Here is a 22,390-nt window from a genome sequence, read left to right as displayed (position 1 = left end):
CTTCCCCTACGATCGAGCCTCGTGCCCCACGACGGTGATGAGCGATCGCAGCGGATCCCGCGGTTGGTCGCCGCCACCGCCGGGCTCGTGGGCCTGCTGCTGTGCGCGCTGGTCCCGCTGCTGCCGGTGAAGCAGACCACGGCGACCGTGCTGTGGCCGCAGGGCACCAGCGACGGGCACGTCACGCAGATCACCGCCCCGCTGGTGTCCGGGGCGCCGAGGGCACTCGACATCTCCATTCCGTGCTCGGCGATCGCCACCCTGCCCCCCGGGGGCGGCCTGGTGGTGTCGACCCTGCCGGCCGGCGGCGTGGACGCCGGCAAGAACGGGCTCTTCGTGCGCGCCGACCGGGACACGGTCGTAGTCGCCTTTCGCGATTCCGTCGCGGCGGTGGCGCAACGGTCGGCCGTCGCCGCCGGGGGCTGCGCCGTGCTGCACGCGTGGGCGGACGCCGGCGCGGCGGGCGCCGAGTTCGCCGGCATACCCGGCGCCTCCGGCGTCCTCTCGTCGGACAAGAAGCCGCAGGTCACCGGCATCTTCACCGACCTGAAAGTGCCCGCCCAGCCGGGGTTGTCGGCCCGGATCGACATCGACACCCGGTTCATCACCGCTCCCACCGCCCTCAAAGCGATCCTGATGGCCGCCGGCGCGCTGGCCGTTCTGACGGCCATCGCCGCCCTGGCGGTGCTGGACCGCCGCAGCCGCGGCGGCGAAGCGCTGATCAGCTGGCGGTCCCCCATAGCCAGGCTCGCGCGCTACCGGCCCGCGCCGCACCGGCGCGCCGGAGCCGCGATCTGGCTCGCCGACGCCGGCGTCGTCGCCACGCTGCTCATCTGGCACGTGATCGGCGCCACCTCGTCGGACGACGGCTACAACCTGACCATCGCCCGCGTGGCCGGCCAGGCCGGCTACATCCCCGACTACTACCGCTACTTCGGCACGACGGACGCCCCGTTCGACTGGTACCTCGGGGTGCTGGCCAAGATGGCGGCGGTGAGCACCGCCGGGGTGTGGATGCGGCTGCCGGCCACGCTGGCCGGGATCGGGTGCTGGTTGATCGTCGGCCACTGGATGCTGCGACGGCTCGGGCCCGGTAGGGGAGGTCTGGCGGCCAACCGGGTGGCAGTGTTCACCGCCGGCGCGGTCTTCCTCGCGGCCTGGCTGCCGTTCAACAATGGCCTGCGGCCCGAGCCGTTGATCGCGCTCGGGGTGGTGCTCACCTGGGTGCTGGTGGAGCGCGCGATCGCGCTGGGCCGCCTGGCCCCCGCCGCGGTGGGCGTCGTCGTGGCGTTGCTGACCGCGACGCTGGCGCCGCAGGGCCTGATCGCCGTCGCCGCGCTGCTCACCGGCGCGCGCACGGTCGCCCAGACAATCCGGCGCCGGCGCGCCACCGACGGGCTGCTGGCGCCCCTGGCCGTGCTCGCGGCGTCGTTCTCGCTGATCACCGTCGTGGTGTTCCGCAGCCAGACGCTGGCCACGGTCGCCGAATCGTGGCGCATCAAGTACAAGGTCGGGCCCACCATCGCCTGGTATCAGGACTGGCTGCGCTACTACTTCCTGACCGTGGAGTCCAACCCCGACGGGTCGATGGCGCGCCGATTCGCCGTGCTGGTGCTGTTGTTGTGCCTGTTCGGGATGCTGGTCATCCTGCTACGCCGCGGCCGGGTCCCCGGGCTGGCCAGCGGCCCGGCCTGGCGGTTGCTCGGCACCACCGCGCTGGGGCTGTTGCTGCTGACGTTCACACCCACGAAGTGGGCGGTGCAGTTCGGCGCCTTCGCCGGGCTGGCCGGTGCGCTGGGCGCGGTCACCGCGTTCGCCTGCGCCCGGATCGGCCTGCACAACCGCCGCAACCTGACCCTGTACGTCACCGCGCTGCTGTTCGTGCTGGCGTGGGCCACCTCCGGGGTCAACGGCTGGTTCTACGTCGGCAACTACGGCGTGCCGTGGTACGACATCCAGCCCGTCATCGCCAGCCACCCGGTGACCTCGATGTTCCTGACGCTGTCGATCCTGACCGGGCTGCTGGCCGCCTGGCAGCACTTCCGCATGGATTACGCCGGCCACACCGAGGTCAAGGACAGCCGGCGCAACCGCGTCCTGGCCTCGACCCCGCTGCTGGTGTTCGCGACGATCATGGTGCTCGGCGAGGTGGGGTCGCTGGCGAAGGGCGCCGTGTTCCGCTACCCGCTCTACACCACCGCGAAGGCCAACTTGGCCGCCCTCGCCACCGGGCTCTCACCCAACAGCTGCGCCATGGCCGACGACGTGCTCACCGAGCCGGACCCCAACGCCGGCATGCTGGCGCCGGCGCCGGGACAGTCCTTCGGCCCCGACGGCCCGCTCGGGGGGATCAACCCCGTGGGTTTCAAGCCCGACGGCGTGGGCGACGACCTGAGGTCCTACCCGGTGGTGACCAAACCCGGGGTGGTGAACTCCGACGCGTCACCCAACAAGCCCAACGCCTCGATGACCGACTCCGCCGGCACCGCCGGCGGCAAGGGCCCCGTCGGGGTGAACGGTTCGCACGCGGCGCTGCCGTTCGGCCTCGACCCGGCGCGCACCCCCGTGATGGGCAGCTACGGCGAGAACTCGCTGGCGGCCACGGCGACCTCGGCGTGGTACCAGCTGCCGCCCCGCAGCCCGGACCGGCCGCTGGTGGTGGTCTCGGCCACCGGCGCCATCTGGTCCTACAAGGAGGACGGCACCTTCACCTACGGGCAGCAGCTGAAACTGCAGTGGGGAGTCGCCCGGCCCGACGGCACCACCCAGGCGCTCGCCGAGGTGTATCCGATCGACATCGGTCCGGAACCCGCCTGGCGCAATCTGCGGATCCCGCTGAGCTGGGCGCCCCCGGAGGCCAATGTGGCACGCATCGTCGCCTACGACCCGAACCTGAGTTCCGAGCAGTGGTTCGCGTTCACCCCCCCACGCGTCCCGGTGCTGCAGACCCTGCAGCAACTGATGGGGTCGCACACCCCCGTGCTGATGGACATCGCGACCGCCGCGAACTTCCCGTGCCAGCAGCCGTTCGCCATGCACCTTGGCGTCGCCCAGCTGCCGCGATACCGCATCCTGCCCGACCACAAACAGACGGCCGCGTCGTCCAACGGGTGGGAGGCCAGCGAGGCCGGCGGCCCGTTCCTGATCACGCAGGCGATGCTGCGCACCTCGACGGTCGCGACGTACCTGCGTGGTGACTGGCATCGCGACTGGGGATCGGTCGAACGGTATTACCCGTTGGTTCCGGACACCGACGCACCGGTCGCCGCTATAGAACAGGGTGTGATCACAGTCCCCGGCTGGAGCCGGCAGGGACCGATTCGGGCCCTGCCATGACCCTCACCACGGTGCACAGCCCCGGCGGCAAGACGACCCCGCGCCAAGACGTGCGCGTGACCCGCTGGGTCGCGACGATCGCCGGCCTGATCGGATTCGTGCTGTCGGTCGCGACGCCGCTGCTGCCCGTCGTGCAGACCACCGCGACGCTGAACTGGCCGCAAAACGGCCAGCTGAACAGCGTGACCGCGCCGCTGATCTCGTTGACACCGGTCGACGTGGCGGTGAGCGTGCCGTGTTCGGTGCTGCGCTCCCTGCCCCCCGAGGGCGGGGTCGTGCTGAGCACGGCGCCCAAGAAGGGCAAGGACGCGGCGCTGAACGGCCTGTTCGTCGTCGCCAACAGCAAGCGCGTCGACGTCACCGACCGCAACGTGGTGATCGCCAGCGTGCCGCGCGATCAGGCGGTCGGGGGCGCGGGCGCCCCCGGCTGCTCCAGCATCGAGATCACCTCCACCCAGGCCGGCGCCTACGCCAGCTTCGTCGGGCTGACCGATGCGGCGGGCAAGCCGGTCCGTGGCGGCTTCCCCGATCCCAACCTGCGCCCGCAGATCGTCGGGGTGTTCACGGACCTGACCGGCCCGGCCCCGCCGGGGCTGCGGTTCTCGGCGACCATCGACACCCGGTTCTCCACCACCCCGACGACGCTGAAATTGGTCGCGATGGTGCTGGCGATCGTCTCCACCATCGTCTCGCTGGTCGCGCTGTGGCGTCTCGACCAGCTGGACGGCCACCGGATGCGCCGGCTCATTCCCGCGAACTGGCGCAGGTTCACGCTGGCCGACGCCACGGTCATCTTCGGCTTCCTGCTGTGGCATGTGATCGGCGCGAACTCGTCGGACGACGGCTACATCCTGGGCATGGCCCGGGTCGCCGGTCCCGCCGGCTACATGTCGAACTACTTCCGCTGGTTCGGCAGCCCCGAGGACCCGTTCGGCTGGTACTACAACCTGCTGGCGCTCATGACCAAGGTCAGCGACGCCAGCCTGTGGATGCGGCTGCCGGACCTGGTCGCCGGGCTGGTGTGCTGGCTGCTCCTGTCCCGTGAGGTGCTGCCCCGCCTGGGGCCCGCGGTGGCCGGCAGCAGGGCCGCGAACTGGGCGGCGGGCCTGGTGCTGCTGGCCGCCTGGATGCCGTTCGACAACGGCCTGCGCCCGGAGGGCCAGATCGCCGTCGGCTCGCTGATCACCTACGTGCTGATCGAACGCTCCATGCGTTACAGCCGGCTCACACCCGCGGCGCTGGCGGTGATCGCCGCCGCGTTCACCCTCGGCATCCAGCCCACCGGGCTGATCGCGGTGGCGGCACTGGTCGCCGGCGGCCGCCCGATCCTGCGCATCCTGGTGCGACGCCACCGCCTGGTCGGGACGTGGCCGCTGGTGGCCCCCATGCTCGCGGCCGGATTCGTCGTCCTCACCGTGGTGTTCGCCGACCAGACGCTGTCGACGGTGTTGGAGGCCACCAGGATTCGCACCGACATCGGGCCCAGCCAGGCGTGGTACACCGAGAACCTGCGCTACTACTATCTGATCCTGCCCACCGTCGACGGTTCGGCGTCGCGCCGGTTCGGCTTCCTGATCACGGCCCTGTGCCTGTTCACCTCGATGTTCATCATGTTGCGGCGCAAGCGGGTTCGCGGTGTGGCGCGCGGGCCGGCGTGGCGGCTGATGGGCGTCATCTTCGGCACCATGTTCTTCCTGATGTTCACCCCCACCAAGTGGGTGCACCACTTCGGGCTGTTCGCCGCGGTCGGCGCGGCGATGGCGGCCCTGACCACGGTGCTCGTGTCGCACGAGGTGCTGCGCTGGTCGCGCAACCGGATGGCTTTCCTGGCGGCAGTGTTGTTCGTGCTGGCGCTCTGTTTCGCCACCACCAACGGCTGGTGGTACGTGTCCAGCTACGGCGTCCCCTTCAACAGCAGCATGCCGAAGGTCGGCGGAATCACGATCAGCACAATCTTTTTCGCGCTGTTCGTGGTCGTCGCGCTGTACGCGGCGTACCTGCACTTCGCGTCGCGGGAGCACGGCGAAGGGCGGCTGGCGCGGGCGCTGACGGCGGCACCCGTCCCGCTGGCGGCCGGATTCATGGTGCTGGTGTTCGTGGCGTCGATGGTGGCCGGCATCGTTCGGCAGTACCCCACCTACTCCAACGCCTGGGACAACCTGCGGGAGTTCAGCGGAGGCTGCGGGCTGGCAGACGACGTCCTGGTCGAGCCGGACAGCAACGCGGGCTTCATGCCGCCCTTCCCCGGCAATTACGGGCCGTTGGGCGCGCTGGGGGGTGTCAACCCGACCGGGTTCACGCCCGACGGCGTGCCTGAGCGCACCCTGGCCGAGTCGGTCAAGGAGACCGCGGTGCCGCAACCCGGCACCGACTACGACTGGGACGCCCCGCTCAAGCTGGCCAAGCCGGGCATCAACGGCTCGACCGTGCCGCTGCCCTACGGCCTGAATCCCGACAAGGTTCCGGTGGCCGGCAGCTACACCACCGGCGCGCAACAGCAGAGCAGGCTCACCTCGGCGTGGTACCAGTTGCCGAAGCCGGACCCCGGCCATCCGCTGGTGGTCGTCACCGCCGCGGGCACGATCACCGGCAACAGCGTGTTGCACCACCACACCGAAGGCCAGACCGTCGTGCTCGAGTACGCCATGCCCGGCCCCGGCGGCACCCTGGTGCCCGCCGGCCGGCTGGTCCCCTACGACCTCAACGGCGACCAGCCCAAGGCGTGGCGCAACCTGCGCTACGCCCGGTCCCAGATGCCCGCGGATGCCGTCGCGGTCCGGTTGGTGGCCGAGGACCTGTCGCTGACGCCCGACGACTGGATCGCGGTGACCCCGCCGCGGGTCCCCGAACTGCGCTCGGTGCAGGAATACGTCGGGTCGTCCCAGCCGGTGCTGATGGACTGGGCCGTCGGGCTGGCATTCCCGTGCCAGCATCCGATGCTGCACGTCAACGGCGTCACCGAGATCCCGAAGTTCCGCATCACCCCGGACTACAACGCCAAGAAGCAGGACACCGACACCTGGGAGGACGGTGTCAACGGCGGGCTGCTGGGCATCACCGACCTGCTGCTGCGGGCACACGTGATGTCGACGTACCTCTCCCACGACTGGGGGCGGGACTGGGGATCGTTGCGGAAATTCGACACCATCGCCGACGCCCAGCCCGCGCAGCTCGAGCTGGGCACGGCCGTCCGGACCGGTTGGTGGTCGCCCGGGCCGATCCGCATCAAGCCGTAATCCGTGGTTTGACCGGACCGAATTTCGGTCAACTCCCCCGGTGTGAACTGGCTCACAATGACGTGAGGGGGGGCCATGCACGCTGTGACACGCCTTGGCGGGTCCGCCGCGATCACGGTGGCGCTCGTTGCGGGTTTCCAGGCCGGCACCGCGACCGCCGAGGGCGGCACGACGGTCGTTCTGGACGCCAAGCTGCGGCGTTGTGACTTCAGCCTGGTGAGCTTCGCGCCGATGGTGCCGCACCCCGCGCTCGGCACGGGCACGGCGGTGGTGCGCAGGGCCGGGTCCAGGGTGGTGGCCCAGGTACACGTGGTCGACGAGCCCGAGCCGGGCACCCACTTCGACGTCGGGCTCATCCAGGAGCCGCGTCCGGCCGCCGCCACCTGCGGCCCCGGCGATCCGGGTACCGCCTTCACCGGGCTGGACACCGACGCCACGGGCAGCGCGACGGCGACCGTCTCGGACACCCTTCGGCCGGGAACAACCGGCGTGTGGGTGATCGTCGAGCAGCCGAACCCGCATTCGCAGAATCCGGGCGAGTTCTACACGTCGGAGTTCGTGGCGCCCGTATAAGCACCCCTTTCGCGCCCGGCGGCGGGAACCGAGACCCGCACAAGACGGGACTTCTGCCCCTATCTGGGCGCTTGCGTCGAATGGTCCGATACAGACAGCTGCAACGACGCAAGGACGGAGGCCCACCCATGGACGCGACGCAGCAGTCAGCCATCCGAACACGCATCCTTTCTCGCGCGCTCGGGCCTTTCCTGGTGATCGTCGACGTGACGGCGGTGGCCCGCGCCTCGGACATGCAGGCGCTGCTGTCACAGTTCGAGGCGAACTCGATGTGGACGTTCGTCACCGGCGCCTTCATCTTGCTGATCGGGCTCTTCATCGTCGCCGCCCACCAGGTTTGGCGGGGCGCCGCGGCCATCACCGTTTCCCTGCTGGGCTGGCTGATCGTGCTGCGCGGGCTGCTGCTCGTGGCCTTCCCCAGGGCCTTCATCTCGATGGCCAACAGCATGATCGGCGCGCACGGCTGGTGGGCCGGCATCTGCATCGCCCTGGCCCTGGTGGGCCTGTACCTGACCTACGTCGGCTGGGCGCCGACGCGCGGACATCCGACGGCGCACAAGGCCGGCGCCACAACGGATCTCCCTCAGGCCGCGTGATCGGGCGATGGTGACCACGGCACGGCAGCCCATGCTCGACGACGCGACGGTGGCCGTCGACGCCGCGGTGGAGGACATGGCAACGCTCGCGTGCGGCTCGGCCATGCTGGTGGTCAAGCGCGGCCCCAACGCCGGATCGCTGTTCGCGCTCGACTACCCCGTCATGTCGGCCGGACGGCACCCCGCCAGCGACATCTTCCTCGACGACATCACCGTCAGCCGCCGGCACGCCGAATTCCGGCGCGAACAAGGCGAATTCCGCGTCGTCGACCTCGGCAGCCTGAACAGCACCTACGTCAACCGCGAACCCGTCGACTCGGCCGCCCTGACCGACGGCGACGAGATCCAGATCGGAAACTTCCGTCTGGTGTTTCTCACCGGTCCGGCCGCGCGCGCCGGCAGCGGCGAAAACGCCCGATGATCGGGGAGCGCAACCACGTCGAATTCGCCGCGGGGGAGGAGATCTTCGCCGAAGGCGACCCGGGGGACCGCGTGTTCGTCATCGACCAGGGAATGGTCAAGATCACCCTTCGCGGCGCGGGCGGCCGCACGAGCATGCGCGCGATTCTGGGCCCGGCGGAGATCTTCGGCGAGCTGGCGGTGCTCGACCAGGGCCCGCGCAGCTGCAGCGCGACGGCGATCACCGACGTGCGCGCCAGATGGTTGGACCGTGCCACGCTACGCACCCGGCTCACCGAGCAGCCGGCGCTCGCCGAGCAGCTGTTGCAAGTACTGGCCCGGCGGCTGCGCGACACCGACGAGGAGCGGGTCGGGCTGCTCTTCGGCGACGTGACCGGACGCGTCGCCGGCCGCCTGCTGGAGCTGGGCCGTCGCTTCGGAACGCCCGAGGGCCCCGACTGCCAGGCGCTGCGCGTCAGCCACCACCTGAGCCAGGACGAGCTTGCCCAGCTCGTCGGCGCCGACCGCGCATCGATCAACAAGGCCCTGCGCGAATTCGCGGCGCACGGATGGATCCGGGTGGACGGACGCAGCGTCGTCCTCCTCGACGCCGGGGAACTGACCCGCCGAAGCTCCGCCGGCAGCTCCGAGCAGCTGAGCCGGCGGCGACGGCCGCTGCGCGCCACCGCATGAGGGCGGGCCCGCCGCGCCACGGTATACCGTCATCCCATGAGCGACTACGCCGCCGAGGCCGTGGATCGGCTGCCCTTCTCCACCCCGGAGAAGTCTCAGCGCTACGCCACCGACAGCTACCGCGGGGCCTCGGGGCTCAACTGGTATTCCACCGATCCGACCCTGCAGTTCACCATGGCCTACTACCTGCAACCCCACGAATTGTCGGTGGTGGAGCCGCATCTGGTGCGCATGGGCGAACTGACGGGCGGCCCGGTGACCCGCTGGGCCGAGGAGACCGACCGCAACCCACCCCGGCTGGAGCGCTACGACCGGTGGGGGCACGACGTCAGCCAGGTGATCATGCCCGCCTCGTTCGCCGCGGCCAAGAGCGCGGTACTGGGCGCCCAGCAAGCCCTGCGAACCGACGCCCGGGCCGCGAAGGTCAGCTCCGGGCTGGCGCTGTTCGCGTCGAACTACCTGCTCAACCAGGCCGACATCGGCATGGGCTGCGCGCTGGGCACGGGCGGCGGCATGGTGCAGTCGCTGGTCGCCGCCTACGCGCCGGCCGACGTGCGCGAGCACGTGCTGGCCAAATTCGCCTCCGGCGAGTGGGCCGGCGAGACGGCCCAGCTGCTCACCGAACGCACCGGCGGCTCGGACCTGGGAGCGCTCGAAACGACCGCCCGCCGCGACGGCGACGCGTGGCTGCTGAACGGCTTCAAGTGGTTCGCGTCGAACTGCGCCGGCGAGGCGTTCGTGGTGCTGGCCAAGCCCGAAGGCGCCCCCGACTCGTCGCGCGGCGTCGCCAACTTCCTGGTGCTGCGCACCCGCCGCGACGGTTCGCGCAACGGGGTCCGGGTGCGCCGGCTCAAGGACAAGCTCGGGACCCGCTCGGTGGCCTCCGGCGAGGTCGAGTTCAGCGACGCCGAGGCCTTCCTGCTGTCCGGCGAACCCACCTCCGCCGACGCCGGGCCATCCGACGGCAAGGGTCTGGGCCGCATGATGGAGCTGACCAACGCCGCGCGCCTGGGCATCGCGCTGTTCGCGCTGGGCAACGCGCGGCGCGCCCTGGTCGAGTCGCTGTGCTACGCGCGGCAGCGCCGGGCGTTCGGCGGGGCGCTCGTCGACAAGCCGCTGATGCGGCGCAAGCTCGCCGAGCTGATCGTCGACGTGGAGGCCGCCCAGGCGCTCGTGTTCGACGGGACCGGCGCCACCAACCACCGCCAGCCCCGCATCCTGCGGCAGCGGATCGCGGTGCCGGTGACCAAGCTGCGCGTGTGCCGGCTGGGGATCACCGCGGCATCCGACGCCATCGAGATCCACGGCGGCAACGGGTACATCGAAAACTGGCCGGTGGCAAGGATATTGCGGGATGCGCAGGTCAACACCATCTGGGAGGGCCCGGACAACATCCTGTGCCTGGACGTGCGGCGCGGCATCGAGCAGACCCGCGCGCACGAGACACTGCTGGCGCGGTTGCGCGACGCGGTGTCGGTCTCCGACGACGACCAGACCACCCGCCTGGTCGCCGAGCGCGTCGAGGACCTCGACGCGGCCGTCACGGCGTGGGCCAAGCTGGACCGCGAGACCGCCGAGGCGCGGCTGTTCCCGCTGGCGCAGTTCATGGGCGACGTCTACGCCGCGGCCCTGCTCACCGAGCAGGCCGCCTGGGAGCGGGACAGCCGCGGCGGCGACCGCAAGGCGCTCGTCGCCCGGCTGCACGCCCAGCGGTACCTGGCCGACCGGGGGCCGCTGCGCGGCATCGACGCCGACACCGACGAGACGCTGGAGCGCTTCGACGAACTCGTGGCGGGGGCGTTCCATGGCTGAGCGGATCGAGGTGCAGCGCACCATCGCGGCGTCACCAGCGGAGATCTTCGCCGTGCTGTGCGACCCGCACGGGCACGTCGCGATCGACGCGTCCGGGATGCTGCAGGACGCCGACGGCGAGCCGGTGGGCGCCGTCGGCGACAGCTTCGTGGTGCACATGGACCGCGAGGCGCTCAACGACTTCCCCGAGATGGGCCGCTACGACGTCACGGTCACCATCACCGAGTTCGAGCCCGACCGGCTGATCGCCTGGACCATCCTGGGCCGGATCCGGCCGCAGATCGGCCACGTGTACGGCTACCGGCTGCGCCCGACAGAGGACGGCGCCGGCACCCTCGTCACGTCCTTCTACGACTGGTCGGACATCGACCAGCAGTGGCGCGACGCCGGGATCTTCCCCGTCATATCCGAGAGCGCCCTGCGGGCCACGCTCGGCATCCTCGACCGCACGGTGCGCCGGGGCCAACCCCGCCGATAGGCGCGGGCCCCCTAGACCGGGATCAGCCCGTGCTTGCGGGTGATGCGCCACCACAGCTGCTTGTCCCGCAGCAGGTGCATCGACTTGCGGATCAGCAGCCGGGTCTGGTGCGGCTCGATGACGGCGTCGATGAAGCCGCGCTCGGCGGCGATCCACGGAATCGCCATGTTCAGGTTGTAACCCTCGATGAAGTCGCGTTTGATCTGCTGCGCCTCGGGCGTCGTGGGGTCGGGGAAGCGCTTCATCAGCAGCTGCGCGGCGCCGTCGGCGCCGATCACCGCGATGCGCGCGGTGGGCCAGGCGAAGTTGAAGTCCGCGGTCAGCTGCCGCGAACCCATCACCGCGTAGGCGCCGCCGTAGGACTTGCGCACGGTGATCGTCACCTTCGGCACGTCGGCCTCGACCACCGCGTACAGGAACCGCCCGCCGCGCTTGATGATGCCGTTCTTCTCCTGCTCCACGCCGGGCAGGAAGCCGGGCGTGTCCACCACGAACACCAGAGGCACGTCGAACGCGTCGCAGAACCGGACGAACCGCGCGGCCTTGTCGGAGGCCTCGTTGTCGATGGCACCGGACATATGCATGGGCTGGTTGGCGATCACGCCGACCGTGCGGCCGTCGACCCGGGCGTAGCCGGTGATGATGGCCTGCCCGGCCTGCGCCGCGACGTCGAGGAAGTCGCCGTCGTCGAAGATCCGCAGCAGGATCTCGTGCATGTCGTAGGCCGTGTTGTCCGAGTCGGGGACGATCGAGTCGAGCTCAAGGTCCGACGGGGTGATCTCGGGTTCCAGCCCCGGGTTGACCACCGGCGCCTTGTCGAAGGCGTTGGACGGCAGGAACGACAGGAAGTCGCGCACGTACTGGAACGCCGCGGCCTCGGACTCCACGACCTGGTGGATGTTGCCGTAGCGGGCCTGGTAGTCCGCACCGCCCAGCTCGTCGAGGGTGACGTCCTCGCCCGTCACGTCCTTGATGACGTCGGGGCCGGTGACGAACATGTAGCCCTGGTCGCGCACCGCCACCACCAGGTCGGTCTGGATGGGCGAATAGACCGCTCCCCCAGCGCATTTGCCGAGGATGATGGAGATCTGCGGAACCAGCCCGCTGAGCAACTCGTGGCGGCGGCCCAGCTCGGCGTACCAGGCCAGCGAGGTGGCGGTGTCCTGGATGCGGGCGCCGGCCGAGTCGTTGATGCCGACGATCGGGCACCCGACCATGGCGCACCACTCCATCAGCCGGGCCACCTTGCGGCCGAACATCTCGCCGACCGAGCCCTGGAACACCGTCTGGTCGTGCGAGAACACCCCGACCGGCCGGCCGTCGATCATGGCGTGGCCGGTGACCACCCCGTCGCCGTACAGCGCGCCGGGGTCGTTGGGGGTGCGGGCCAACGCGCCGATCTCGAGGAACGTGCCCGGGTCGACCAGCGCGTGGACGCGGGCGCGGGCGCTCGGGATGCCCTTCTTGTCGCGCTTGGCGGCGGCCTTCTCACCGCCGGGCTCCTTGGCCAGCTCCAGGCGAGCGTTCAGCTCGGCCAGCTTCTCGGCGGTGCTGTGCTGGATGGGCGCTGGGGCGGTCTCCGTCACTACTTGCTCACTTCACTCGTCCGGCGGGTGTGCGACTCGACATTACCCAGCACCCCGCCCAGGTGAGCGCCGACCTTGGCGATGATCGGCTCGTCGATGGCCTGGATGTGCTCGCCGCCGATCGGCACCACCTCCAGGTCGGCGACGTACTCACCCCAGCCGCCGTCGGGCTTGCGGACCGCATACCGCGGCTCGAACTCGATGACGTCGTCGTGGTAGCGATCGGCCATGTAGAGGGTCACGTGGCCGTCGTACGGCTCGATCTCGACGGTCTCGAGCGCCCGGTTGTCCAGGTAGGAGGTCCGCTGGTGCTCGACGATCCCGCCCGGGATCTGCACGCCGCTCTGCTGGACGACGTCGAGGACGAACTTGACCTGTCCCTCGTCGTCGAGCTCCTCCAGCTGCTCGTAGGGGATCGCGGGGATCTCGACGTTGAAGGTGCGCTCGGCGAACTTGGCATACCGGTCCCAGCGCTTACGGGTCTCCTCCTTGGTCTGCGGGATCTCCTCGCCGGCCCGCACCGTGTCGATCATGCCGACGAACGCCACGTCGGCGCCCATCCGCTTGAGACCTATCGCGCAGGCGTAGGCCAGGGCGCCGCCCAGGGACCAGCCGACCAGGACGAAGGGCTTGTCTTTGTTGATCTCGAGGAGCTTGGGAACGTACTGGGCGGCCCGTTCCTGCACGGTTCCCTCGACCCGCTCCAGGCCGTACATCGGGGTGTCGGCCGGCAACCGGTTGAGCAGCGGCTCGTACACCACCGTCGAGCCGCCGGCCGGGTGGAAGACGAACACCGGTACCTGCGAATCGTTCTGCGGCGCCCGGATGGTGCGGACGAACCCGTCGAGTTCGCCGGCCTCGAGGTAGCCGCGCACCTTGTCCGCCAGCGCCTCGATGTTCTGTGAGGTCAGCACGTCCTCGGCCGTGATCGGGCCCTCGGCGCGCTCGGAGAGCCGGGTCGCCATCTTGGCGGCGGTGGCCTGGTCCAGCCTGGGCAGCGGGTTGAAGATGCCGCCCGGTGACTTGCCGGTGACGATCGCCCAGGTGGCGAACGTGACCCGCTCGGCGGCGTCGCGCGGCGGCACGTCGGAGTTCAGCGCCTTGGCGATCGCCTCCTGGTTGAGCGCGTCCGCCGCGGCCTTGAGGTTCGGCTGCCCGGCCCCGTTGGTGGAGCCCGAGGGCCCCGACGGGTCGGTCGGCGGCGGCGGGACCGGGATGTCGGACGCCGGCTGCGGCTGCGTCTGCGGCTCCGCCTGCGGGTCGGGCGCCGGCGCGGCCGCCGTGGCGGGCGTTGCGCCGCTGATCAACTCCGCCTGTGCCTTGGCGACCTCCTCGGGCGTGTGTGTCTGCTGGTACTCGTGCAGCTGGGACACCTCGTCGCGGTGCTCGACCGCGTACTCGATCAGCTTCTCGACGTTGTACAGGTTGGCGTCGCGCACCGCGGTCAGCTGGATCGGCGGCAGGTCGAAGTCGTATTCGACGCGGTTCTTGATGCGCACCGCCATCAGCGAGTCCAGGCCCAGCTCGACCAGCGGCACCTCCCACGGGAGGTCCTCGGGTTCGTAACCCATCGCGACGCCGACGATCATGCCGAGCCGCTCCCCGATGGTCTCACCGGAGTCCGGCGACCACCTGGCCGTGTCGGACGGCAGGTAGCGGCTGGTCAGGCTGTCCTGGACGGTTTCGGCGCCCCGATCCGGCGTGGGGGCCTGGGCTTCGACGGCGGGGGCCGCCGGCAGGCCGGCCGCGATCCCCGCGCCCGCACCGAGGGCGGCGGGCAGCACCGACTGGGCACCGGCCCGCGCCACCAGGGCGTCGTACACCAGCGTGAAGGACTCCCCGACCCGGGCGTGGACCTGAACCGAGGCGCCGCCGGGGTGCCGGGTCAGCGTCGTCACCAGGGCGGAGCCTTGCGGGGGCACCGCCCGCACCTCCGAGGCGGTCAGCTGCGCGTCCTCGAGCACCTCGGCGGCGGCGGATTTGACCAACGCCTCCAGGTCGGTCGCCTCCAGGCCCGTGAAGATCCGGGGCGCGTACTCCCACACGTGGCGCCCGTCCGGCAGTGCCACGTGGGCGCCGGGCATGATCACCGCACTGCTGCCCGCCGAGAACGACACCTGCAGCCAGTGGTCCTTGCGCTTGAACCGTGTCGGCGGGATGTTCGCGTAGTCCTGGGGGTCGAACCGGTCGGCGGAACGCCGCGTGAACAGCGTCCAGATGTCCAGGTCGTGACCGTAGACGTAGAGCTGCGCCATGGCCGAGATCATCGACTCGACGTCGTCCTGCTTCTTGGCCAGTGTCGGGATCAGTTGCGCATCCGGCAGGCCCGCGGCGGCGGTGGTCAGGCCGATCTGCATCAGCGCCACCGGGTTGGGCGCCAGCTCGAGGAAGGTGGTGTAGCCGCTGTCGACCGCGTTGCGGACGCCGTGGGTGAAGTAGACGGAATGCCGCATCCCCTTCACCCAATACGCCACGTCGTGGATGGGATCGCTGCCGGGCTTGACGAAACTGCCCTCGTGCACGGTCGAGAAGATTCCGGTGGTCGGGCTCAGCGGGTGGATGCCCTGCAGCTCCGCGGAGAACTCACCGAGCAGCGGATCCATCTGCGAGGTGTGGCCGGCGCCCTTGGTCTGCAGCTTGCGGGCGAAGCGGCCTTCGGCCTCGGCGCGGGCGACGATCGCGTCGATCTGTTCGGGCGGACCGCCGATGACGGTCTGGCTGGGCGCGGCGTAGACGCACACCTCGAGGCCGGGGAAGTCGGCGAACACCGTCTTGAGCTCGTCGGCGGAGTATTCGACGAGCGCCATGAAGCGGATGTACTCGCCGAACAGCATCGCCTCGCCCTCGCCCATCAGGTGCGAGCGTGAGCAGATCACGCGGGTGGCGTCGGCCAGGGACAGCCCGCCGGAGAAGTAGGCCGATGCGGGCTCGCCCAGCGACTGCCCGATCACCGCGGCCGGTTTGGCGCCGTGGTGCTTGAGCAGCTCACCCAGCGCGATCTGGATCGCGAAGATGACGACGTTGCTGGTCTCTATGCCGTATTCGTGCGAGTCGTCGAGGATCAGCTCGAGCACCGAGTAGCCCCGCTCGTCCTGGATCAGCGCGTCGACCTTTTCGATCCACTCGGCGAAGACGTCGTTGCGCAGATACAGGTTCTTGCCCATCTTGCGGTGCTGCGCGCCGAAACCGGCCATCGCCCACACCGGGCCGCTGGTCACCGGCCCGTCGGCGCTGAAAACGCCTGGGCGCTGCTTGCCCTCGGCGACGGCGCGCAGGCCCTTGATGGCCTCGTCGTGGTCGTGCGCCAGCACCACCGCGCGCGAGCGGCCGTGGTTGCGCCGCGACAGCGACCGCCCGATCGCCTCCAGAGACGACGCCCGGCCCTCCGGGCTGTCCATCCAGTCGGCCAGCTCGGCGGCGGCCGCCTTCTTGCGGGAGGTCAGAAACGCCGACACCGCCAGCGGGATCAGCGGCCTGGTCGGCTCGGCGGCTTCCTTGGCCGCGAGCTCTTCGAGCGCGATCTCCTTGAGCCGCAGCGCCTCCTCGGTGACGCCCGGCAGCTCGTATTCCTCTTCGGCCGCGGGGGTGTCGGTGATGATGTTGCCGAAATCGTCGAAGCGCAGCGAGTGGCCTTCGAAGGTTCCCGGCGACGGCGCTTGAGCGGGCTCCGCCTCGGCGGCCGCCGGGGATTCGGGCGCGGGTTCCTTCTCGACGACGTCACGCGGCAGGACCTCGCGCACGACGACGTGGGCGTTGGCCCCGCCGAAGCCGAAGCTGGACACCCCGGCCAGCGCGTATCCGCCGTACCGCGGCCAGTCGGTGGCCGTGTCGACCACCTTCAGGTGCGTCGCGTCCCAGTCGATGTAGGGGCTGGGGCCGGCGAAGTTGATGGACGGCGGCAGCTTGTCGTGCTGCAGCGCCAGCACCACCTTGGCCATGCTGGCCACACCGGCCGCCGACTCCAGGTGGCCGATGTTGCTTTTGACCGCGCCGAGCAACGCGGGACGGTCGGCGGGGCGCCCGCGGCCGACGATGCGGCCCAGCGCCTCGGCCTCGATCGGGTCGCCGAGCACCGTCCCGGTGCCGTGCGCCTCGATGTAGTCGACGTTGCGCGGGTCGATGCCGGCGTCCTTGTAGGCCCGGCGCAGCACGTCTGCCTGCGCGTCCTGGTTCGGCGCGATCAGGCCGTTGGACCGGCCGTCGTGGTTGATCGCGCTGCCGGCGATGACGGCCAGGATCTGGTCGCCGTCGCGGCGGGCGTCGTCGACCCGCTTGAGCACCAGCATCCCGGCGCCCTCGGAGCGGATGTAGCCGTCGGCGTCCGACGAGAACGACTTGATCCGGCCGTCCGGGGACAACACCGCGCCGATCTCGTCGAAGCCCAGCGTCACCGCGGGCGTGATCAGCGCGTTGACCCCGCCGGCCACCGCGGCGTCGCACTCGCCGTTGCGCAGCGCCTGCACGGCCTGGTGGACCGCCACCAGCGAGCTCGAGCACGCGGTGTCGACGGCCACCGAGGGACCGCGGAAGTCGTAGAAGTAGGACACCCGGTTGGCGATGATCGAGGTGGCGGTGCCGGTGATGGCGTAGGGGTGTGCCGTCGTCGGGTCCGAGACCGCCATCATCGCGTAGTCGTTGTTGGACACGCCGACGTAGACGCCGACGGCCTTGCCGCGCAGGCTGGATGCCGGGATGCGGGCGTACTCCAGCGCCTCCCAGGTCAGCTCCAGCGCCATCCGCTGCTGCGGGTCGATGTTGTCGGCCTCGGTCTTGGCCACCGCGAAGAACTCCGAGTCGAAGCCCTTGATGTCCTTCAGGTAGCCGCCGCGGGTCTGGGCGTTGACCATGCGGTCGGCCAGCCGTGGCTCGTCCAGGAACTCCGACCAGCGCCCTTCGGGCAGGTCGGTGATGGCGTCGCGACCTTCCACCAGCGCCTGCCACATCTCGTCCGGGGTGTTCATGTCCCCCGGGAAGCGGGTGGACAGACCGACGATCGCGATGTCGACGCGCTCGGCCGGGCCCTTGCGCGTCCAGTCGGTGTTGCCGTCCAGGGAGGTGTCCGCCTCGGGTTCGCCCTCGACGATCCGGGTGGCCAGCGACTCGATGGTCGGGTGCTGGAAGGCCACCGCGACCGACAGCGTGACGCCGGTCAGGTCCTCGATGTCGGCGGCCATGGCCACGGCGTCGCGCGAGGACATCCCCAGCTCCACCATCGGCACCGACTCGTCGATCGAGTCGGGCGACTGCCCGGTGCACTTGGCGACGTAGTTGCGCAGCCACTGCCGCATCTCCGGCACCGTCATGCCGGTCGACGTCGCGGGCAGGATGGGCGTGGCGGTTGCGGAGTCGTCCGAAGGTTCGAGGTGTGTGTCAGCCATGGTTCCTGGATTCAGTCGGTCGCGCTGGCGAAGGCGGTCGGGGACCCGACGCCGCTCCGCAGGCTGCCGTCGAGGTAGGCGGCGCGGCAGGCCCGGCGGCCGATCTTGCCGCTGGAGGTGCGGGGGATGGTGCCGGCCTGCACAAGCAGCAGGTCGCGGACGGTCACCCCGTGCTGCACGGCGATGGCCGCGCGGATGTCGTCGGCGATGGGCTGGTAGTCGAGCTTGTGCGTGCCGGCGGCGCGCTCGGCCACGATGACCAGCTGCTCGGAGGAGTCCTCGGCGTCGTACTTGAGTCCGACGTGCGGGTTGTCGAACACTTCCTGGGGGAGCTGGTTGGCCGGGACCGAGAACGCGGCGACGTAACCGGTGCGCAGGGCGCGGCTGGCTTCCTGGGCCGAGTACTCGAGGTCCTGCGGGTAGTGGTTGCGGCCGTCGACGATCACCAGGTCCTTGATGCGGCCCGCAATATAGAGGTGCCCGTCGTGGTAGACGCCGTAGTCGCCGGTGCGCACCCACAGGCCGTCGTCGGCTGCTCCCTCGGCATGCGACGCGGCGACCCGGGACTTGAGGATGTTCTTGAAGACGTCGGTCGTCTCTTCCTCTTTGCCCCAGTAGCCGAGCCCCAGGTTCTTGCCGTGCAGCCAGATCTCGCCGATCTGCCCGTCCGGCAACTCGCTCGCCGACTCGGGATCGACGATGACCGCCCACTCGTCGACGCCGACCTCGCCCGCCGACACCTGGGCGACGGCGTTCGGCGCGTCGGCCGCGACCTCGACGAAGCGCTGGTTGTTCAGCTGGTCCCGGTCGACGTGGATGACCCTGGGCTTCTCGTTCATCGGCGTGGTCGAGACGAACAACGTGGCTTCCGCCAGGCCGTACGACGGCTTGATGGCGGTCTCCTGCAGCCCGTAGGGGGCGAAGGCCTCGTAGAACTTGCGCATCGAGGCCGGGCTGACCGGCTCGCTGCCGTTGAGGATGCCCTTGACGTTGCTCAGGTCCAGGGGCGGCTCGTCGTCGCGGGGCAGGCCGCGCACCGCGGCGTGCTCGAACGCGAAGTTCGGGGCGGCCGAGAACACACCGCCGGTCTCGCCCGGCTTGCGCGCCAGCTCACGGATCCACCGGCCGGGCCGGCGGACGAACGCGGCGGGCGTCATGAAGGTGAAGTCGTGACCGAGCACCGGCGACAGCAGCGCCGTGATCAGGCCCATGTCGTGGAAGAACGGCAGCCACGAGCACCCGCGGTCGCCTTCGGTGCCCTGCAGCGCCACCAGCACCTGCAGCACGTTCGTGGGCAGGTTGAGCTGGCTGATCTGGACACCGGTCGGTGTCCGGGTGGAACCGGATGTGTACTGCAGGTAGGCGATGGTCTCCTCGGTCGCCTCGGGCGGCTGCCAGGTGGAGGCGACCTCGTCGGGCACCGCGTCGACGGCGATCACGCGCGGGCGCTCCTTCGCGGAGCGGGCACGGATGAACTTGCGGACGCCCTCGGCGGCCTCGGTGGTGGTCAGGATGGTCGACGGGGCGCAGTCGTCGAGCACGGCGTGCAGGCGGCCGACGTGTCCCGGCTCGCTCGGGTCGAACAACGGCACCGCGATCCTGCCGGCGTACAACGCGCCGAAGAACGCGATGAGGTAATCGAGGTTCTGCGGGCACAGGATGGCGATGCGATCGCCGGGCTTGGTGACCTGCTGCAGGCGGGCGCCCACGGCCCTGTTGCGCATGCTGAAATCGCGCCAGACGATGTCGCGCGCGATCCCGTCGCGTTCGGTGGAGAAATCGAGGAACCGGTAGGCCAGGCGGTCGCCGCGCACCCTCGCCCATTTCTCGACGTGAAGGACCAGGTTCGTGTTGTCGGGGAACGTGATTCTTCCGTTGACGATGAATGGGTTGTGGTAGACCATGCCGCCCTCTCCTGTTACAAAACGCCTATGTCGGCTCCGCCGACGGTACTCACGTCTCGGTGTCGGCCGCCCCGACGGTCAAGTCCCGTGGGGCACTTGCGCGCCGACGTCGACCCGGCGGGCCGACCCACGAACTCTCATAGCTCTTATTTTTTTCTTAATGTTAGGCGGCGTCGCGCGACAGACCAAATCTCAAGGTACCGCCGATTGGCGCGCGCACCGGCCACCCGGGCCGTTGTGTCTGCCGTCGGCAGTCAGCCGTGCTTCGGGTGGGGCGCACCGGCGACCAGACCCTGCGCCCAGTTCAGCGTCCAGTCGGTCGCCGGCTGGCCGTCCAGGCTCCAGCACTGCGTCGTGGCGTACAGCGCGTGCACCGGCTGGCCCGCTCCACCGGCCAGCGTGTTCAGCGTGTTCGGCAGGTTGGCCACGCTGAACGCCTCCTCGGGCGCTGCGCAGATCAGGTCGCCCGGGGCGCAGATCTCGTTGGTCTTGTCGTTGAGCGCGCCGAAGCCGCCCGGCCGCGGACCCGTCATGGTCAGGCCGAGCCCGGACAACACCGGCACTTCCTGCAGCGTGACCTCGGCGCCCTGCCCGGGGGGGTTGGGCCCCACGTCGTTGCCCACGCCCTGCTGCCGCCGACCGTCGGCGATCAGCGTCACACCGAGCACCAGGTCGTCGTCGACCGGTCCGCGGCCGTTGCCGATGTCGCTGGCGACATCCCCGGCGATCACCGCGCCCTGGGAGAAACCCATCAACACGTAGCTGGTCAGCGGGCACTTGTTGTTGATGTCGGTCATCGCCTGCACCAGCGCGCGGGTGCCCTCGGCGCGGCTCTGGTTGTAGGACATCTGGGTGTCACCGCTGAGCGGGTTGTGGAACTGTGCCGTGTACGCCACCGTGTACGTCCGCATCCGCGAACCCGGAAACTGGCTGGACAGCGGCCCAGTCACCTTGAGCAGCAACGCGTTCGGGAACTGCGTGGGGTTGCGCGGGTCATCCTGCGGGGACGACTCCCAGGTGCCCGGCACCGCGATCACCTCCACGTCGGGGCAGGAGGAGTCCTGGGAGGCGGGCCGCGGCTTGTGCGGGTGCGTCGTCGTCGACGACGGGGGTAGCACCCCCGGTGGCACCGCGCTGGGCGGCGCTTCGTGGCTGCGCAGCAAGACCGCCGCGAGCGCCACCACCAGCAGCACGACGCCGGCCACCGAGAGGGCGGCGACCCACGCGAGGATCCGGTGGCGTCTGCGCCGGGATTTCGTGGTCATGTTCTCCTGCTAGCGAAGCGGATAGGCCGCAGCGACGCGGTCGTCCCGCCCCCTGCCGCACGCTCCTACAGGGTACCGGCTCGCCATGAAGGACCGGCCGGGCCGACCAGGGCACCGGCCGTGACCCGCCGCTAGCGGATGGCGCCGACGATGTCCCCGGACATGGCACCCAGCTGGCCGGACCACGAACCCCAGCCGTTGTCGCCGCCGCCCGGCAGGTCGAAGTGGCCGTTGTGCCCGCCGACGCTGCGGTACTGCTGGTAGAACTCGCGGGCACTGCCCATGGCCGCCGACGCCTGGCCGATCATGGCCGCCGGATCGCTGGCCCCGTCGTTGGTGGGGCTGTACACCCACACGCGGGTGTTGTTCTGGGCCAGCAGCGAGGCGTGCACGTAGGGGTCGTGCCACTTCCACCGGCCCAGCTGCGGCGCACCCCACATGCCGTTGCCGTCGACGCCACCGAACTGTTGCAGCCCCGCCAGGATCGCGCCGTTGTAGTTGGTGCTCGACGGGTACAGGAAGCCCGACATCGAGCCGGCGAAGCCGAAGCGGTCGGGATGAAACGCGGCCAGCGCCATCGCGGCGTAGCCGCCCTGCGCGGCACCCACGGCGGCGTGACCGCCCGGGGCGAGGCCCTTGTTGGCCGCCAGCCAGTCCGGCAGCTCGCTGGACAGGAAGGTGTCCCACTGCTTGCTGCCGTCCTGCTCCCAGTTGGTGTACATGCTGTAGGCGCCGCCGGCGGGCGCCACCACCGAGATGCCCTTGCCGGCCAGGGTGTTCATCGCGTTGCCGGCGGTGACCCAGTTGCTGACGTCCGGGCCGGCGTCGAAGGGATCGAGCAGGTAGACCGCGTGCGGGCCGCCGGCCAGGAAGGCCACCGGGATGTCGCGGCCCATCGCGGCGGACGGGACCATGAGGCTCTCGTAGCCGGCCGCGCGCGCCGCTCCGGGAATCCCCGCCGTCACGGTCACGCCGCCGAAGACCACCGCCAGCACGGCACCACAGATCGCCCTCAGCACCGCCGCCGCGCCCCGTCGTCCGACCCTCATGTCCACCCTCCCTCGTCGACTCCGCTCTTGAGCACATTAACCAGCGCCCGATGAGGCGTGGCCCGGGGGTAGTGAACCACCTCAC

At 70.4% G+C, this 22,390-nt stretch carries 12 protein-coding genes and 1 pseudogene; 8 read left to right on the top strand and 5 right to left on the bottom strand.

Going from position 1 to position 22,390, the window contains the following annotated elements:
• Window positions 1-21: 21 nt before the first annotated feature.
• The 8 genes and pseudogenes from G6N48_RS20395 to G6N48_RS20360 all read left to right on the top strand — a co-directional run bounded on the left by G6N48_RS20395 (window position 22) and on the right by G6N48_RS20360 (window position 11,123).
• Complete coding sequence (locus G6N48_RS20395; RefSeq protein WP_085270833.1) at window positions 22-3,336, top strand: arabinosyltransferase domain-containing protein; 3,315 nt, start codon at window positions 22-24, stop codon at window positions 3,334-3,336.
• The gene (locus tag G6N48_RS20390) at window positions 3,333-6,572 is read left to right on the top strand and encodes an arabinosyltransferase domain-containing protein (protein WP_085270832.1); all 3,240 of its coding nucleotides are present in this window, start codon (window positions 3,333-3,335) and stop codon (window positions 6,570-6,572) included. Before G6N48_RS20395 ends, G6N48_RS20390 begins: the two co-directional genes overlap by 4 nt.
• Before the next feature lie 75 nt (window positions 6,573-6,647).
• On the top strand, window positions 6,648-7,145 hold the full coding sequence (locus tag G6N48_RS20385) for a hypothetical protein (RefSeq protein WP_085270831.1): 498 nt from the start codon (window positions 6,648-6,650) through the stop codon (window positions 7,143-7,145).
• A 128-nt stretch (window positions 7,146-7,273) separates the two neighbouring features.
• Window positions 7,274-7,741, top strand: coding sequence for a hypothetical protein (locus G6N48_RS20380; RefSeq protein WP_085270830.1), 468 nt, complete (start codon window positions 7,274-7,276; stop codon window positions 7,739-7,741).
• A gap of 85 nt (window positions 7,742-7,826) precedes the next feature.
• A pseudogene (locus G6N48_RS20375) lies at window positions 7,827-8,162 on the top strand (FHA domain-containing protein); the annotation flags it as partial.
• Complete coding sequence (locus tag G6N48_RS20370; RefSeq protein WP_085270828.1) at window positions 8,159-8,833, top strand: Crp/Fnr family transcriptional regulator; 675 nt, start codon at window positions 8,159-8,161, stop codon at window positions 8,831-8,833. The pseudogene G6N48_RS20375 and the gene G6N48_RS20370, both read left to right, overlap by 4 nt.
• A gap of 36 nt (window positions 8,834-8,869) precedes the next feature.
• Window positions 8,870-10,645: an acyl-CoA dehydrogenase family protein gene (locus G6N48_RS20365; RefSeq protein ID WP_085270827.1), complete on the top strand. Its 1,776-nt coding sequence runs from the start codon at window positions 8,870-8,872 to the stop codon at window positions 10,643-10,645.
• Window positions 10,638-11,123, top strand: a complete 486-nt coding sequence (locus G6N48_RS20360; RefSeq protein WP_085270826.1) for an SRPBCC family protein — start codon at window positions 10,638-10,640, stop codon at window positions 11,121-11,123. The genes G6N48_RS20365 and G6N48_RS20360 overlap by 8 nt, the downstream gene beginning before the upstream one ends.
• 11 nt (window positions 11,124-11,134) lie before the next feature.
• On the opposite strand, the gene G6N48_RS20355 is transcribed toward G6N48_RS20360, so the two are convergent.
• The 5 genes from G6N48_RS20355 to G6N48_RS20335 all read right to left on the bottom strand — a co-directional run bounded on the left by G6N48_RS20355 (window position 11,135) and on the right by G6N48_RS20335 (window position 22,305).
• On the bottom strand, window positions 11,135-12,709 hold the full coding sequence (locus G6N48_RS20355) for an acyl-CoA carboxylase subunit beta (RefSeq protein WP_085270825.1): 1,575 nt from the start codon (window positions 12,707-12,709) through the stop codon (window positions 11,135-11,137).
• The gene (pks13, locus tag G6N48_RS20350; protein ID WP_163670985.1) at window positions 12,709-18,012 is read right to left on the bottom strand and encodes a polyketide synthase Pks13; all 5,304 of its coding nucleotides are present in this window, start codon (window positions 18,010-18,012) and stop codon (window positions 12,709-12,711) included. Before pks13 ends, G6N48_RS20355 begins: the two co-directional genes overlap by 1 nt.
• An 86-nt stretch (window positions 18,013-18,098) precedes the next feature.
• Window positions 18,099-19,991 carry a long-chain-fatty-acid--AMP ligase FadD32 gene (fadD32, locus tag G6N48_RS20345; protein ID WP_085270823.1) on the bottom strand — a complete coding sequence of 631 codons (1,893 nt, stop codon included), beginning with the start codon at window positions 19,989-19,991 and terminating at the stop codon, window positions 18,099-18,101.
• A gap of 254 nt (window positions 19,992-20,245) precedes the next feature.
• Window positions 20,246-21,256, bottom strand: a complete 1,011-nt coding sequence (gene culp6, locus G6N48_RS20340) for a carboxylesterase Culp6 (RefSeq protein WP_085270822.1) — start codon at window positions 21,254-21,256, stop codon at window positions 20,246-20,248.
• Window positions 21,257-21,387: 131 nt separating this feature from the next.
• On the bottom strand, window positions 21,388-22,305 hold the full coding sequence (locus tag G6N48_RS20335) for an esterase family protein (protein WP_085270821.1): 918 nt from the start codon (window positions 22,303-22,305) through the stop codon (window positions 21,388-21,390).
• Window positions 22,306-22,390: the final 85 nt, after the last annotated feature.

The sequence above is a fragment of the Mycobacterium parmense genome (assembly GCF_010730575.1).
Taxonomy (GTDB): Bacteria; Actinomycetota; Actinomycetes; order Mycobacteriales; family Mycobacteriaceae; genus Mycobacterium; species Mycobacterium parmense.
This window is presented reverse-complemented; position numbering and strand designations above follow the sequence as displayed.